The organism is Paraburkholderia pallida (genome assembly GCF_004524855.1).
Lineage (GTDB): Bacteria > Pseudomonadota > Gammaproteobacteria > Burkholderiales > Burkholderiaceae > Paraburkholderia > Paraburkholderia oxyphila.
In genome coordinates, this window is sequence record NZ_CP038151.1 from 259,160 (window position 1) to 274,932 (window position 15,773).

At 63.9% G+C, this 15,773-nt stretch carries 15 protein-coding genes; 10 read left to right on the forward strand and 5 right to left on the reverse strand.

The genetic code is table 11. The annotated features are described in order from the left end of the window. Window positions 1-89 precede the first annotated feature (89 nt). From E1956_RS36095 to E1956_RS36110, 4 genes are all read left to right on the forward strand, one after another. A complete protein-coding gene (locus E1956_RS36095; RefSeq protein ID WP_134758164.1) occupies window positions 90-737 on the forward strand; it encodes a c-type cytochrome in 648 nt (215 codons plus the stop codon). A gap of 61 nt (window positions 738-798) precedes the next feature. Continuing rightward, window positions 799-1,626, forward strand: a complete 828-nt coding sequence (locus E1956_RS36100) for an alpha/beta fold hydrolase (RefSeq protein ID WP_134758165.1) — start codon at window positions 799-801, stop codon at window positions 1,624-1,626. 30 nt (window positions 1,627-1,656) lie between these two features. Further along, window positions 1,657-2,112, forward strand: a complete 456-nt coding sequence (locus E1956_RS36105; protein WP_134758166.1) for a (2Fe-2S)-binding protein — start codon at window positions 1,657-1,659, stop codon at window positions 2,110-2,112. A 166-nt stretch (window positions 2,113-2,278) separates the two neighbouring features. Next, complete coding sequence (locus tag E1956_RS36110) at window positions 2,279-4,357, forward strand: xanthine dehydrogenase family protein molybdopterin-binding subunit (protein WP_167760238.1); 2,079 nt, start codon at window positions 2,279-2,281, stop codon at window positions 4,355-4,357. A gap of 10 nt (window positions 4,358-4,367) precedes the next feature. Here the strand turns inward: E1956_RS36110 and E1956_RS36115 are convergent, their stop codons facing one another. Continuing rightward, on the reverse strand, window positions 4,368-5,132 hold the full coding sequence (locus E1956_RS36115) for a pirin family protein (protein ID WP_134758168.1): 765 nt from the start codon (window positions 5,130-5,132) through the stop codon (window positions 4,368-4,370). Window positions 5,133-5,481: 349 nt separating this feature from the next. On the opposite strand from E1956_RS36115, the gene E1956_RS36120 reads away from it, so the two are divergent. From E1956_RS36120 to E1956_RS36130, 3 genes are all read left to right on the forward strand, one after another. Continuing rightward, entirely contained in the window at window positions 5,482-6,387 is a 906-nt protein-coding gene (locus E1956_RS36120; RefSeq protein ID WP_134758169.1) for a LysR substrate-binding domain-containing protein, read from the forward strand. Window positions 6,388-6,574: 187 nt separating this feature from the next. After that, window positions 6,575-7,558: a fumarylacetoacetate hydrolase family protein gene (locus tag E1956_RS36125; RefSeq protein ID WP_134758170.1), complete on the forward strand. Its 984-nt coding sequence runs from the start codon at window positions 6,575-6,577 to the stop codon at window positions 7,556-7,558. A 43-nt stretch (window positions 7,559-7,601) separates the two neighbouring features. Beyond that, window positions 7,602-8,162 carry a VOC family protein gene (locus tag E1956_RS36130; protein ID WP_134758171.1) on the forward strand — a complete coding sequence of 187 codons (561 nt, stop codon included), beginning with the start codon at window positions 7,602-7,604 and terminating at the stop codon, window positions 8,160-8,162. 1 nt (window position 8,163) lies between these two features. Here the strand turns inward: E1956_RS36130 and E1956_RS36135 are convergent, their stop codons facing one another. Then, entirely contained in the window at window positions 8,164-8,643 is a 480-nt protein-coding gene (locus tag E1956_RS36135) for an OsmC family protein (RefSeq protein WP_134758172.1), read from the reverse strand. Between the two features lie 197 nt (window positions 8,644-8,840). Between E1956_RS36135 and E1956_RS36140 the strand changes: the two genes are divergently transcribed. After that, on the forward strand, window positions 8,841-9,476 hold the full coding sequence (locus E1956_RS36140) for a GNAT family N-acetyltransferase (protein WP_134758173.1): 636 nt from the start codon (window positions 8,841-8,843) through the stop codon (window positions 9,474-9,476). Window positions 9,477-9,526: 50 nt separating this feature from the next. Here E1956_RS36140 and E1956_RS36145 read toward each other — a convergent pair whose 3' ends face one another. Beyond that, window positions 9,527-11,302 carry a diguanylate cyclase gene (locus E1956_RS36145; protein WP_167760239.1) on the reverse strand — a complete coding sequence of 592 codons (1,776 nt, stop codon included), beginning with the start codon at window positions 11,300-11,302 and terminating at the stop codon, window positions 9,527-9,529. A 157-nt stretch (window positions 11,303-11,459) separates the two neighbouring features. Beyond that, on the reverse strand, window positions 11,460-12,101 hold the full coding sequence (locus E1956_RS36150; protein ID WP_134758175.1) for an HD domain-containing protein: 642 nt from the start codon (window positions 12,099-12,101) through the stop codon (window positions 11,460-11,462). 188 nt (window positions 12,102-12,289) lie between these two features. Here E1956_RS36150 and E1956_RS36155 point away from each other — a divergent pair, with 188 nt between their 5' ends. Together E1956_RS36155 and E1956_RS36160 are read left to right on the forward strand one after the other, a co-directional pair. Beyond that, window positions 12,290-13,282, forward strand: a complete 993-nt coding sequence (locus tag E1956_RS36155) for a GlxA family transcriptional regulator (RefSeq protein WP_134758176.1) — start codon at window positions 12,290-12,292, stop codon at window positions 13,280-13,282. Between the two features lie 429 nt (window positions 13,283-13,711). Beyond that, a complete protein-coding gene (locus tag E1956_RS36160) occupies window positions 13,712-15,169 on the forward strand; it encodes a sensor histidine kinase (protein WP_134758177.1) in 1,458 nt (485 codons plus the stop codon). 68 nt (window positions 15,170-15,237) lie between these two features. On the opposite strand, the gene E1956_RS36165 is transcribed toward E1956_RS36160, so the two are convergent. After that, a complete protein-coding gene (locus E1956_RS36165; RefSeq protein ID WP_134758178.1) occupies window positions 15,238-15,735 on the reverse strand; it encodes an acyl-CoA thioesterase in 498 nt (165 codons plus the stop codon). Window positions 15,736-15,773: the final 38 nt, after the last annotated feature.

The following is a 15,773-nucleotide window of genomic DNA, read 5'->3' on the forward strand; positions in this document are numbered from 1 at the left end:
ATTCGATAAGTAAGCGGATATTCCGGCCAGATCGACGTACCGCACCGAGCTAATCTGAAGCACGGTAAACAGCGTGAATTTGAACGTCAATGAAAAGGTATTCAGTGCTTTCCCGCATAGTATCGAATGTCTTCGTGGCCGGTGTGCTTCTGTTACCGGCGGTGGCCGTTCGTGCGCAAGAGGACACGACCCGTGTCCACGAACTGGTGACGGCGCGCTGTGCCGCGTGCCATGGCGTAGACGGCAATAGCACCGCGAGTGCGTACCCGCGTCTTGCCGGTCAGTTTCCAGGATATCTTCAACAGCAGCTCGAAATGTTCAAGCGTTTGGACGGTCGTCCGCCCATGCGCCATAGTCCCGTAATGGAGTCCATGGTTGCCGATCTTTCGGATGCGGATATTCGGGCGCTGGCGGCCTATTACGCGGCACAAGCGCCGAATAACCAGCGTGAGGTTGTGACCTCATCGTCGGCGCTGGGTGAGAGGGTCTATACGGGGGGGGCGAGCGGCGGTGCGCCGGCATGCGCGGTCTGTCATGGCGTGGACGGCGCCGGCGTGGCCGGTTTGTTTCCGCGTCTCGCGGGCCAGCACCCTGAGTACGTCGGCGCGCAACTGGAGAACTACAAGAACGGCCGCCGTGGCGGAAAAGGCAGGGCGATGACCACGATAGGACCGCTGCTATCAGACGACGAGATCAAGGCCGTCGCAGCGTATATCGGTTCCCTGAAACCGCAGTGAAAACTGGGATGATCCGGTAAGTTGAAGCGAAGCGCAAAACATAGAATCGCCTCAAGACCAATTGCTGAATTTTGCGCAAGTTGCATGGAGGGGGCTGCTCATGCCGTTTTTCGATCGTGATGGGGTAAGGCTGTGGTACGAGGAGCGAGGCAATGCGAGCAATCCTGCCGTCGTCTTTTCACATGGTTTTCTGATGGACAGGTCGATGTTCGATACGAATATCGAGTCGATTGTCGATGACTTTCGTTGCATCGTCTGGGACCAGCGCGGGTTCGGGAAAACCGGTGAGGTTGGCAAACCATTTTCATTCTGGGATTCGGCGCGCGACTTGCTCGCGCTGCTCGACCATCTGGAAATTGGCGCGGCGGCACTGGTGGGCATGTCACAGGGGGGCTTTGTTTCGATGCGTGCGGCGCTGCTGGAGCCCGACCGGGTACGCGCGCTGGCGCTCATCTCGACACGCTCGGGCGTGGATGCGCCGCCTGTCATCGAGTCGTTCTCGCAGTTAAAGGCGGCATGGAGGCATAGCGGCCCCGAACCGCTGGCAGCGGATCTGAGCGGGCTGCTTATCGGCGAGCGTTTCGATGCGTCCAGTTGGGTCGGCGCCTGGCGGGGCATGTCGAGATCGGGCATCGATTATCCCGTCGATGCATTGACCGGCCGCGACGACCTCACGCCACAACTGGGAAGCATCACATGTCCTGCGATTGTCTTCCACGGCAGTCAGGACCGTGCCATCGACATGGCGCATGGCCGCGAGCTCGCGCAAGGATTGCCGAATGCGAAGGGATTCGTCACCATAGACAGGGCCGGACATGCGCCCAATCTCACGCATCCGCAGTTCGTCAACGGACCGTTGCGCGACTTCTTGCTGCGCTATACCGGCTGAAGGCAGGGATATTTGCCCGATGGAGGGAACATGGCGCAAACGATCGTGGTGAACGGCGTATCGCATGAGGTGACTTCGAGTCCCGAGACCCCGCTCCTTTATGTGCTGCGCAACGAACTGCGGCTGAACGGCCCGAAGTTCGGGTGTGGCCTCGCGCAGTGCGGCGCCTGCACCGTGCACCTGGGAAAGGATGCGGTTCGCTCGTGCGTGCTGCCCGTGTCGGCCGTCACGCAGCCCGTTACGACGATCGAGGCGCTGGCCGCCGAGACGCCGCCCAATCGCATTCTTGCGTCGTTCGTCAAGCATCAGGCGGCGCAGTGCGGCTACTGCATCAACGGCATGGTGATGGTGGCAGCGTCCCTGCTGAACGCCAGGCCAGATCCCACGAGAGCGGAAATCATTGCTGCGCTCGACGGTAATCTTTGTCGCTGCGGGACGCATCTGCGCATACTCGATGCCGTCGCGGACGCTGCCGGGGCCCACTGACATGACTACGCGCCGGCAGTTCTTGAAGACAGGTGGGGGACTCGCTATTTCATTCATGCTTCCGCTATCGGCGTTGATCTGGGCGGCGAGCACGAATGCCGTCGTTTCAGAGGGACCAGCGGCTAGGGATGCGCCGGCCGGCGGGAAGTCGCAGGACGCCGCGCGCGTGTCGGCGTGGCTTGTCATCGACAAGCAGGGCAACGTCATGTTGTATGCCGGCAAGGTCGAGTTGGGCACGGGGGTGCAGACTGCGCTTGCGCAACTCGTTGCAGAGGAGCTGGACGTGCCGGTCGATCGCGTGATCGTGCTGATGGGGGACACAGCGACCGCAGTCGATCAGGGGCCGACGGTCGGCAGCATGACGATGAAGACCAGTACGTTGCCCGTGCGTAGGGCCGCGGCCACCGCGCGGTCCCACATCGTCGCACGGGCCTCTGCGGTATGGGGCGTGGCACCCGCGCAGCTCGCGACACGGGCGGGGCACGTATACGACCGTTCCAATCCCGCGCGGTCGCTGGCGTATGTCGATGTGCTTCCTGACGACTGGACCTCGTTGACGGTAGACGAAACGGTAGTGCTGAAGCCATCCTCCAGGTTTTCGGTCATCGGCACGGCGGTGCCGCGTGTGGAGTTGCCGGCGAAGGTGAATGGCTCGCACATCTATCTGCAGAACATCCGCTTGCCGGACATGGTGCACGCGCGGGTGATTCATCCGCCGATAGACGGCGCGACGCTTTCCCGGGTGGACCGAAAAAGCGTCGAGAAGATGCCCGGCTTCATCGACATGATCGTCAAAGGCAATTTCGTGGCCGTTGTGTGCGAGGAGGAGTTTCAGGCGGTGCTGGCGTCGCGTGCGCTCGCGCTCGAATGGTCGCCCCGGAAAGCTGGCGTCGATAGTGCGCTCGTGTACGACGCGATGCGTTCGGAGCCCAGTGTCGACGAGGTATTGCGCACGAACGGAAACCCCGAGGGCAGCAACAGCCAGGCCGTGAAACGGCTGGCCGCGACCTACAGGACGCCCTACCAGACGCATGGCTCGATCGGCCCATCGTGTGGCGTTGCCGACGTCAAGGCGGACTCCGCGACAGTGTGGTCCGCCACGCAAGGCTCGTTTCCGTTGCGCGACGCCATCGCGGAGCTCATCGGCCTGCCGCGCGAGAAGGTTCGCGTCGTGTGGACCGAAGGCGCGGGCTGCTATGGGCACAATGGCGCGGACGACGCTTCCGCGGAGGCCGCTTTCCTTTCGCAAGCGCTGAAGCGGCCAGTGCGGGTTCAATGGATGCGTAACGACGAGCATGGCTGGGATCCCAAAGGCCCGGCCACCGAAGCGCGGATACAAGCGAGCCTCGACGCTGAGGGGAACATCGACAAGTGGATATATACGATATCGACACCGACCCACATCTCCCGGCCGATGGGCAGCGCGGGCAATCTTTTGCCCGGCAGGTTGATGGGGCGCGCACCGAAGCCCGTACGCATTGGCGGTGACCATTGCGCGCGCACGCTCTATCGTTTCGCCAACGAAAGGGTCACGGTGCGTTGGCTGCCCGATGGACCCTTGCGTCCTTCCGCCTTGCGAGGCTTGGGCGCCGTAGCGAATACATTTGCGAACGAGTCATCCATGGACGAACTCGCCAGGCTGGCCGAACGCGACCCGATAGATTTTCGCCTCGCGCATCTGACTGACGAGAGGGCGAAAGCCGTACTCGAGGAAGCGAGGCGCATCTCGAACTGGAACGCGCGCAGAGCGGCCGCGGCGCAAGCCAATGCCGCAGAGAAGGAGGGCGTTGGGATGGCGCTCGCACGACTGGAGCCCGGTGGCGCCTACGTCGCGACAGTATGCTGTGTCACCGTACACGCGCAGACTGGCGAAACGCGAGTGTCGCGCGTATTCGTTGCCCACGACTGCGGATTGATCGTGAATCCGGATGGCCTTCGCAATCAGATTCAGGGCTGTGTCATACAAACGATCAGCCGCACGATGAAAGAGGAGTTTCGCTTTAGCGCGACGGCGATGCTCACGCTGGATTGGGCGAGCTATCCGATCGTCCGTTTCAGCGAATGCCCGCAGGAGGTCCAGATATCGTTGATCAACCGCGAGGACCAACCGCCGGTAGGGGCCGGCGAACCCACCGCACTGACGATCGCACCGGCGGTTGGCAACGCCATCTTTCATGCCACCGGAGTACGGATCAGAAAGACGCCGTTCACCGCTTCGCAGTTCAAGGCGTCACAAAAGGGGTAGTTTCACCACGTCAAGGCTGCGTGCGCACCGATTCGCCGCACAGCATCACGAAATGGCTGCCGGTGCGGGCGGTAATGCTCAACTGTTCGGCTCCGCTGAAACCGGCAAGGGCGATGGCGGCGCCTTCGGTGAGCACTTCGCTCGCGTGTTCAACGCTCACGTTCAGTGTGCCGTTTATCGCGTAGATCCACGCACCCCATCCGCGTTCGATCTGCAAATCCAGATCCGCGCCTGAGTCGAGGAAACCATCGAAGAGCGAAAACGGCTGTGGCAGGACGACAGGCGAACGGACTTCGCCTAGTTCGCCGGCGATGACACGCACGCGAGCGCCATCCGCCGTGAAAGTTGGAATGTCCGCGGATTCGAGGTGCACGGCATAAGGCGCAACGGACTTCATGGCGGGCGGCAGGTCGACGAAGAATTGCAGCCCGTGGACCTCGGGATCGTCGCCGCCGGGCCATTCGTCGTGAGTCACGCCTCGCCCGGCCACCATCCAGTGCAGCGAGCCCGGCATGATGGGCAGTTCGTTACCGATCGAATCGGCGTTAAGGTGGGGGCTGCGTGAATCTTCGAACAGATAAGTCACGGCCGAAAAGCCGGCGTGCGGATGGGGGCCGAACGTGGGCTCGGTCATCCTGAAGTGATCCACCATGAGCAAGGGATCCATGGCGCCACCAAACTGGGTGTGGCGGAAACTGGAAGCGGAGAAGTGCCGGCCAATGTTGTGTGGCGAACCTTTGACGGGTTTGGTAATACGAATCGAATGAGTGAGCATGACAGTCCACTTTCATGAGAGATGAGCGGGAGACGGGGCCGTGCGGGTGAGCCGCGGGCGGCCCCGTGTGTTCTTGCCGTCAATAGTAGTGGGAGGCGCGGCCACGACAAACGCACCCGGTTGGACATTGCGTCCCACAGATGGGACGACCGCGCCTGGCAGCGTACCGGGCCCGGATCGGGTCTCTCGATTGGGACTCGCCTGGACCGCGCACGCGTCTTCCCATCCGGTGGACGATGGATCCCGGAAACGAGGGGCGAACCGGTTAGCTCGGGCCGCTAAGATGGTGCTCAGGACGCTGCGCGATGGGTATTGCGCAACGGCGCTCGATCTTCAGGGAGTCCGCATCATGCTGGATCTAAACGACTTCTACTATTTCGTTCATGTCGTCGACCGCGAGGGCATCAGCGCCGCGGCGCGGGCCCTTTCCGTGCCGAAATCGACGGTCAGCTTTCGCATCCAGCAACTCGAAGCCGCGCTGGGCACACGCTTGATCAACAGGACAACGAGACAATTCAATGTGACGGAGGCTGGCCGAAAATTCTACGGGCACGCGGTATTGATGCTCAAGCAGGCGCAGGCGGCGGAAGCGGCCGTGCGCGACGGGCAGCTCGAACCCAGCGGGACGATTCGCTTCACCATTGCGGCGGCGACTGCACAGTTCGCGACGGACAAGCTGTTGCCGATATTTCTCGCGCGGTACCCGAAGGTCAGCCTGGTCCAGCATGTCACCGATGCACCGGTCGACCTCGTGGCGGAGAATTTCGATCTGGCGATACGGGCGCATTCGAACATGCTGCCGGACTCCAGCCTGATTGGCAGGGAGCTAGCCTCCGCGCCCTGGCGCTTGTTCGCCGGAAACCCGTATCTCGCGACGCATGGTATGCCATCCAGCCCCTCACAGCTGAGTGAACACCACGCGCTATTCATGGCACGAAAGGGTGTACGAGTCGAATGGCGTCTTCGTGATGTGCATGGCGCGGAGCAGGTCATGCCGCTTCGGCCGCGCTTGGTGAGCGAGGACATGCTCGTACTCAAATCGGCGGCGGAACAAGGCCTGGGTATTGTCGCGTTGCCCGCTTATATATGCCGCGAGGAGGTGGCCCGGGGCACGCTGGCGCCGGTCCTGCCGGACTGGTCCGCAGGCGATTCAACGCTTACGGCGTTGCTCCCGTTTCGGCACGGGATTCTGCCTTCAGTGCGCGCTTTCATGGACTTCTTGCTGGACGAGATGCCCAAGGCCGTCGTTTTTTGAGTTGTCGTTCAGCGCCGTGATTTTCGGCAGGACCTCGGCTTCTCTACGAAATTTCGCGTTCCAGCAAATGCCCGGTTGCAGGTCATGTTCATCAGATGGAAATCGACAGCGTCTTGCTTCGCGCCGCGCCTATGATCGAAACATGAAGTCGCATCTACGATGTATTTGATCAGGAGCTTGAACGAATATGAAAATGGCGTCATTGCGTTCCGGTCGGGACGGTGAACTGGTGGTGGTCAGTCGGGACCTGGAACACGCGGTACGTGTGAGTTCCATCGCGCGCACATTGCAAGCCGCGCTCGACGATTGGGAGCGTACCGCACCGAAGCTCGAAGCAATCTATGCGGCGCTGAATGCCGGTGATGTCGAAGACGCGTTTCCCGTTGCGTGGCACGAACTGGGACCGCCTTTGCCGCGCAGCTACCAGTATCTCGACGGCGCCGCCTACGTGAGCCACATCAAGCGCAACCGTGCCGCGCGTGGCGAGGCGCTTCCGGACGATCTGATGGAAAGGCCGCTCGTCTACCAGGGCATTTCGCATGGCTTTCTTGGCTGGAACGACGACATCCCGGTGGCATCGGAGGCGCTTGGCGTCGACTTCGAGGCGGAGATCGCTGCGGTCACCGGGGCGGTCCCCATGGGCGTCGGCGCGCAGGACGCATGCTCGTATATTCGGCTCTTCGTTCTGCTCAATGACGTGTCGTTGCGCGCACTCATTCCCGGCGAACTGAAGCGGACCTTCGGCTTTCTCACGGGCAAGCCGGCTTCGAGCCTGGGCCCCATCGCAGTGACGCCCGACGAACTCGGCGCACTTTGGCACGATGGGCTGGTGGGCGGGAGAATGCGATGCTCGGTGCGGGGTGAGTGGGTTGGCAATATCGATACCGGGATCGACACGCCGTTTCACTATGGCGATTTGATCGCCCACGTGGCCCAGACGCGCGCGTTCGAGCCGGGCACGATTGTCGGGCTCGGCACCGTGTCGAACGAGGATGAAGCTGCCGGCTGCGCGTGTATTGGGGAAATCAGGGCGCTCGAGATTTTGCGTGACGGCAAGGCATCCACGCCGTTCTTTAGCTTCGGAGATCGCGTGCGTATCGAACACGTCGATCATGAAGGCCGGTCCATCTTCGGTGCAATCGATCAGCGTTTCGTGCCGGCGGCACGATGAGCGGTGCCCAAGCTACGTATCTGAACTGAAAGGAGGAGGCGTCATGCTTTGCAAGGGCCTGCATCACGCCGCGTATCGCTGCCGGGATGCGCGGGAGACGGTCGACTTTTACACCGAGGCGCTCGGTCTGAAGTTCATCCACGCGATGGGCGAGGATCATGTGCCTTCAACGGGCATCTATAGCCCACACATCCATATATTCTTCGAAATGGAGGATGGCGCCTGCATTGCTTTTTTCGAATTGCCGGCAGACGAGGGTGAACCGTCGGGAAGAGACGCAGTGACGCCGGACTGGGTTCAGCACTTTGCCTTTCGGGTGGCGGACAAGGCGACCGTCGATCGCGCCAGGGAGTCGCTCGCTAACCGGGGCATCCCGGTCGTTGGACCGACGGTTCACGACGACTTCCTGTACTCGATTTACTTCTTCGATCCGTCCGGGCATCGGCTTGAACTGACTGCCGTTACGGCGACGCCGGAGCAGGACGCCCAATTCCGCAAGGAAGCCATGGACGTCCTGCGCTTGTGGGAAAAGACGCATGACTGGTCCCAGCGCGCGGCCCTGTTTGGTGGCGCCACAGGCTACCGGCGCGAGGACGCCGTGTAGTTCACGCCGCGTCTGCGGTTTCGATGATGGGTTCGCAGCGAATCGGGAAATTGACCGAGTTCGCGATATAGCACTTCTCATGCGCCGCATGATGAAGTTGCTCGGCGAGGCTGCGGTTGTCGCCCGCGCGGATGGTCACGCGCGGGCGCAACACGATCTCCCTGAAGCGGCCTTCCTCCGCACTGTCGATCATGGTGCCCTGCGCCTCGTCGACATAGGCGAGCACCGCGATGCCCGCATCGGCGCACAGATGCAGATACCAGAGCTGGTGGCAGGCGCTGGCGGAGGCTACGAGCAGCTCCTCGGGGTTCCAGCGATCGCGGTCGCCACGAAACGCGGGGTCCGACGAACCGGCGATGGCGGCCTTGCCCGCTGCTTCGATCGTATGGTCGCGGTCATAGTCGCGATAGCCCGAGGTGCCGCTGCCGCGATTGCCGGTCCATTGAACCGTTACGGTGTAGTGATGTTCCGTGTGCGCCATTCCATTTCTCCATGGTGTCGGTCTGCGCGCATTATCCCATCGATTGTTTGTTTGGCACGCAGGGCGGTCCGCTGCGAAAGCGGTATGCGCGCGTACCGCCGCATTTGCCCATTTCAACCGTTTTTTTACGACATTTTTTCTTGTGGCCCCTGGCGTGCAAACCTAGACTTGGCAGCACAGAAACGACTGGAGAGGCCATGTCGACACGCCACGCCACGCAGCGCCACGACGACCGGATCATCTGCAATCAACCCGGCATCGGCCGGCTGGTGCTGCGCCGCTTCGATCCGCAGCGCGACTCGTGGGAGCGTCTCACGCAACTGCTGCATCGCGCGTACGCGCGCCTCGCGTCGCTCGGCCTGCATTGCGCGAGCGCGGACCAGGCGGCCAGCGCCACACGTTCGAGGGCGTTGGCGGGCGACTGCTTCGTGGCCATATGCAATGGCCGCGTCGTCGGCACGATGACGATCGAAGGGCGCGATAGCGACTCACTTTGCGAGCAGTATCGCCAGCACGGCGTGGCTTCGCTGCATCAGTTCGGCATCGAGCCGGCCTGGCAGGGCCGCGGCATCGGCCGCTCGCTGCTCGCCTTCGCGTTGCGCTGGGCCGCCGCGCGCGGATGCACGCAACTTGCGCTCGACACGCCGTTCCCCGCCGCGCACTTGCTTGCGTTCTATCGCGCAGCGGGATTCAGTCTCGTCGATGTCGTGCGCTTCGCGGGGCGCGGCTACGACAGCGCCGTCTTCAGCAAGGCCGCCGCGAGTCAACCGTTAGCCGGTGTAAGGCACGTGCCGGCGATGCCGCGCGAAGCCGGCATCGGCTTCGCACGTTGAGCATGCAGGACATGCCAGGCATGCCGTGCACGCTGCGCGCGTGACTTGCGTTATGCGCGGGCGTCCGGCACTTGCGCGTCCACGTCCACTACACGGTTGCGCCCGCTTTCCTTCGCCACGTAGAGCCGCCGGTCGGCCACTTGCATGAGCGCTTCGTAGTCGGCGCGGCAGTCCGCGGGACTGGTGGCCACGCCGATGGAAACCGTGAACGCGATGGCCTCGGGATGCGCGGCGCTCGCCGGCGCCGCTGCGTCGCGCGCATGGGCCTCGACCGCCAGACGCACGCGTTCGGCCACGGCGGTGGCCGTCGCGAGATCGGCATCGGGCAGCAGCGCGGCAAATTCCTCGCCGCCCGTGCGCGCAGGCAAGTCGACGCTGCGCAGGTTCGCGCGCAGGATCCCGGCGAGGACGGTGAGCACGCGGTCGCCCGCTGCATGGCCGAAGCGGTCGTTCACGCGCTTGAAAAAGTCGATGTCGAGCATGAGCACAGCCAGCGCAACGGGCTGTTGCGACGCGCGGTTCGCGCGTTCGAGCATTTCAGCGAAGGCCTCCTGAAAGCGGCGCCGGTTCGCGAGACCCGTGAGCGGGTCGCTGCGGGCGAGCGTCTCGAGCCGCTCGCTCGCCTCCACGTAGTGGCCGAAAATGTTGGTCACGATGCGCAGCGTTCCTACCAGCAACACGCCCAGCACGACCCACGCGGCAATCAGCGGACTGCTCAGCACCCGGCGCGCCGTGGCAAGCGTGAGCTCGGCGTTGCTGGTGGCCGCCATCAGCATCCAGTGCGACTGCCCGATGCGCCGATAGAGCAGGTATTGGCCATTGCGCTCGATATAGCCCGAGCCGCGCTGCATCCACTTGTCGACTGAAGCCTTGGCCGTTTGCAGGAGGCTCGCGCTAAAGCGCGCCGGGCGCTCGTCGATCAACACGCCGTTGCGAAAGTACACGATGCTGCCGTTGGTGTTCAGGAGCCCGAACTCAACGGGATCGCCCTCTTCGTCGACTGGCGCGCCGGTGGAGAGCTGCAGCGAGAGCAGGCGAGACTGCGTGATGTCCATCACCACGGCGCCGCGAAACTGGTTGCCGAAATAAACGGGGGCGCTCAAGGTGGAGATGGCCTCGCCCTTTTGCAGCCCGCTGTAGACGGGCGTCCAGAGTACGTCGCGGTTCGGATTGCGCTCGGGCAACTGGCCGCGGTAGTAATTCATGGTGTTGAAGCGGCGCAGCAGTTCGGGCACGCTCAGGGCCTGGTGCTCGGGCGCGATCACGAACACGCCATTCGACGAGATGAAAGCCACCGTGCTCTGCACGGCATCCGCGTGCTGGCTGATTTCCACGAGCGGGCTGAGCGTGCGGGCGAGCGCAATGTCGCCGGGCAGCAAGGCTGCGTCGCGATGAAAGCCGTCGAGGCCCGCGAGGCCGGCCGCGTTCGTGCCATACACGATCGGTCCGCCCAGCGAGCCGGGAGTTTGCCAGACCGGCTGCGAGATTTCGCCGAGCACCGTTTGCACGGCCGGGTTCTGAATGCCGATGCGTTGCTGCCTCTCGGAGGCGAGCACGTGCTCGGCGTAATTGCGCAGAAACAGGAGGCGGCGGCGCTCGGAGTCGATGAGCGCATCCACGCCCACGGCGCGCACTTCGAGGTCGCGCTGGCGGTTTTGCAGGTCGTTGCGCGCGGTGTTGTAGAGCTGGCGCAATCCCACGATGGTCACGAGCGTCATGGCGCCGACAAAGCACAGCGTCACCACGAGACGCGGCCGCTTCATGACGATGCTGGAGAAACGGTCGGGCCGCGTGCGGCCTGCCGTGCCCTTCGCGCTGCGCTGCATGGTATCCCCGACCATTCCAGGTTGTGTGGTTGCGCCCCGGCCGAGCTGCCGGCTAGGGGCGACCGTCAAGGATAGCATTGCGTCAGGTGGCCGGGAACGGCTGCCGTCACTGCGGGTTACAGGCGTGCAACAAGCCACTCCAGCGCGGCGAGCGCCGCTAGGCGCGCCACGCGGAGCCGCGAATCACGCTGCAGAAGTTGCCCGCGTGGAAATGCGGGTCCTTGTCTGCGAGCACGTTGGCCTTCACGTTGCCGAAGGTCGTGTCGGGCTTGTGGCGAATGCCGTCGTAGAACGCCTGGATGATGTCTTCCTTGAAGTGCTCCGTGCGCGGATGCGCATGCACGACTGCTTCGCGTTGCGCGTCGCTGTACTCGTGGTAGGTGAGGCCGAGCACGTCCATCTCCACGCCCGCCGTGACGAGTGCGATCACGGGATGCATATGCTGAGGAATGCCAGGCGTGGTGTGAAGGGCGATGGCGGTCCACACGAGATCGAGATCGTGCTGTGCGATGCCGCGTGCACGCAGGAAGTCGCGCGCGGCGTTCGCACCGTCCACTTCGAAGCGCTCGTGCTCGCTGCTGTGCGAGTGCATGAGGCCGACGTCGTGAAACATGGCGCCCGCGTACAGCAGCTCGCGGTCGAACTTCAGCTCGCGTTTCAGGCCGGCCAGCGCGCCGAAGTAGTAGACGCGGCTGGAGTGGTGAAACAGCAGCGGCGATTCGGTGTCGCGCACAAATTCGGTGATTTCACGTGCGAGTTGGCTGTCGGGGACGGCGACGCCGGCAAGGTCGAGGCTCATGGCTGGACTCCATCGAGGGGGGGAAGATGGAATCCATTGTGGTCCGTGATAGCATTGTCCTTAATCGACGTAAAACGTCGTTTTCTGCCATTTCGTGCGAGAACCGGACGCAAGCGCTGCGTGGCGGTCCAGGCGCCATCCACGCGCTGTCACGCGTGCGCCGCGCCCCTGCCGGAGCCTGACCCCTTATGCCCAAAATCGTCGCCATTCTTGCGCTGCCCGGCGTGCAGCTGCTCGACGTGAGTGGCCCGCTCGACGTGTTCGCCCAGGCCAATACGGAAGCGGGACGCACGGTGTACGACTTGCGCGTGATCGCGTGCCGCGCGGGACCCATTCGCAGCTCCTCGGGCGTGCGCCTCTTGCCGGACGAGGTGGCGGGACAGACGCGAGAGCGCATCGACACGCTGCTCGTGGCCGGCGCGCCCGACGCCGCCACGCTCCAGCTCGCGCCGCGCGTGCTCGAGTGGCTGCGCGCCACGGCGGCGCGCGCGCGGCGTTACGGTTCGGTGTGCACGGGCGCGTTCGCGCTGGCGGCCAGCGGGCTGCTGGACAAGCGCCGGCTGACGACGCACTGGGCGGCGGTGGAGGCGCTCGCGCAGGCGTGCCCGACGGTCTCCATCGAAGCCGATTCGCTCTACGTGCGCGACGGCAAGCTGCGCACGGCGGCGGGCGTCACGGCGGGGCTCGATCTGGCGCTCGCGCTCGTCGAGGAGGATCTGGGGCGCGAGATCGCCATGCGCGTGGCAAGCCAGCTCGTGATGTTCTTCAAGCGGCCAGGCGGCCAGTTACAGTTCAGCCGCAAGGGGGAGACGCGCCCAGCGGGACGCTCCGCGCTACAGGAGGTGCAGCGCTGGGTAGCTGCCAATCCGGCGCTCGCGCACCGCGTGCCCGAACTCGCGGCGCGCGTGGGGCTGAGCCCGCGCCATTTCGCGCGCCTGTTCCAGGCCGAGGTGGGGATCACGCCCGCCGCGTGGGTGGAGGCCGTGCGCGTGGACGCGGCGCGCGAGCTGCTCGAAACGCACGGCGAGGCGCCCAAGCGCGTGGCGGTCCGCTGCGGCTTCGCCAACGCCGACACTTTGCGACGCGCCTTCATCAAGCATATGGGCGTGACGCCCGCGCAATACCGGCGGCGCTTCGGCGGCGGCGCCGAGCCAGGCGGCCAGGCGCACGCCCGGGACTGACGGCGGGGGCCAGGGCGGAGCGCCGCTTGCGCCGCACAGGCGATTCGTTGCGCATCTTTGCTTGGGGTTAAGCGGAATTTCAGCCAGGAGTCGTCGATCCCGGCGATAATTGCCGGGATCAACGCGCCGCCCATGGCCGTTGCACAGAGGCGGCTTTCGGGCCCCCTTGCGTGATGCGCGTTGCATGCTTGCCGCCGTGTTTCAGTGTGCGATACGCAGGCCGTGAAGCGCCGCGGGCGGCGGCAGGCAGGAAGACTGGAAGGGTCGCACGGGGACGCTCCCAAAGCCGCATGAGCGGACAAAAGGGGCGTGCGGCCGCGGCATCGAAGCCGTTTGACATGCGGCGTGCGAGTGCCGGAACAGGAGCCTTGCCCGGCGCGACCACGCCACGCGCCGTTCGACGATAACAAGAATTCACGCGACAAATTTATGTATTCGATTTTGCCCGCGTTCGTATCCGCCTTGTTTCTCGGGTTCGGTGTGTACGTACTGCTCACGGAAGGCGTGACGCGCCTTTCGCTGCCTTTTGCGTCGATGTGCGGGACCACCTTCGTCTGGCAGGGCACCTGGGCGTTCCTGTTTCAGACATCGGACCCCGAGCTCGCCGGCGCGCTCGTCAAGTTCGGCTATCTCTTCATCCTGTTTCTGCCCACGACCTTCTATCACTTCGTGATCGAAGTGGCCGCGCGGCGCAGCGAGCGCCCGCTGCTGTTCGCGTCGTACGGCCTGTGCATCGTGCTTGCCATGGGGCTGGCGGTGAGCGACGAAGTGGTCGCGGGCTATGGCACTTTCTACTTCGGCAAGTATCCGCGGGCGGGGCTGCTGCATCCCGTGCACGTCGCGCAGACCGTGCTGCTCGCGCTGCGCAGCGCGTGGCTGCTGCTGGCGGCGCGGCGCCAGACCGAGGCGCACGACCGCCGCAAGCTGCTCGATCTCTGCTTGCTGAGCCTGTGTCTCTATGGGCTCGCCGCTACCGACTACGCGGTCAATTACGGCATTGGGTTCTATCCGGTGGGCGCTGTCTTCATCGCCGTGAGCCTTGGCATACTGGCCGTGACCATCGTGCGTTACGGCCTCATGCGGCCATACCTGCTCGCGGCGACCGTGGCGCATGAGGTGGCCACGCCGCTGGCGGCCATCGGCATGCACGCCGAGGAAATCGGCAACGTGCTGCCAGAGCTCATGCGCGGCTACCAGTTGGCGGTGCAGCACCAGCTCTGCGTGGATGGCCTCTACCCGGGGCAGTCGGAGCGCCTTTCTTCGCTGGCTTCTTCGATACAGCGCCAGGTGGACAGCACGAGCACCGTCGTGGAGATGTCGCTCGCCTCGTTCACGCTCGACCGGCTCGACCGGCGCAGCTTCGAGGCCTACTCGATCCGCTCCTGCGTGAACGCCGCGCTCGAACGCTTTCCGTTCCGCCCCGGCGAGCGCGAACTGGTCAACGTCTGGCCGATCGACGCGCAGCTGCAGTTTTCGGGCTCCGATTCGCTGGTCGTGTTCGTGCTCTTCAATCTGCTGAAGAACGCGCTGTTTGCGATTCACTCGGGCGGCAGCGGCAGTGTGGAGATTGCGGCGACGAGCGAGGGCGGCTATTGCGTGCTGCGCTTCTCCGATAACGGCCCCGGCATTGGCACCGACGTGCTCCCGCACATTTTCGAGCCGTTCTATTCCACCAAATCGCACGGCAAGGGCGCGGGGATGGGGCTCGCATTTTGCCGGCGCGTAGCGGAGGCGCTGGGCGGCACGATCGCCTGCGAGTCCGAGCCCAACGTGGCGACCACCTTCACGCTCCATCTGCCCGAACCGGGATCGGCCGCCGACCGCGCGCTGCGCGATCCGGCGGCCAGGCCCCGCCGGTGGCCGGCGGGGCAGGACTACATGGGTTGAGTGACTGGTTGAGTCACTAACGGCCTGAATACGACGTGAATCCAGCCTGGCCAAGGCTGAATAGGGCCTTAGTTTGCCCCTGCGGGCAGAATGAGCTCATATTCCTTGACGCGCTCGATGATCCCCGGCGGAAAACGGCGAATCCGCTTGTCGGTGCCGGCAAAGAGAATTTGCTGGTAACCGAGCGAAACGGGACGCCCGTCCACGCAAAAGCGAAACACGAGATAGGCGGAGCATTGGCGTACCTGGAAGGTGTTCAGATAGCAATCGACGCGCTGAAACGGAAACGTCTCTTGCACATATTCCTGGTGCGCGCGCTTGGTCACGAAGACGCCGCCCGCCGCGAGCAGATTATTGTCGATGCATTCGTGGAACCAGCGCTCGCGGCAAATGCCCTGCCATTCGAAGTAGCGGGCGAAGTAAGTGTTCATGAACGCATTCGAGTCCTTGAGATAAATGTCGATGACATGATGGAAGGTCTTGCTCGGCGTGGCTTCCATGATTTCGTCGGTAAAGCCGTGGGTGCCACGGGAAAGCACGGCAGGGATCGATTCACGGGCATTCATTGAAGTACTCCAGATGGAACTGGCCGCTGGCGGCGGTC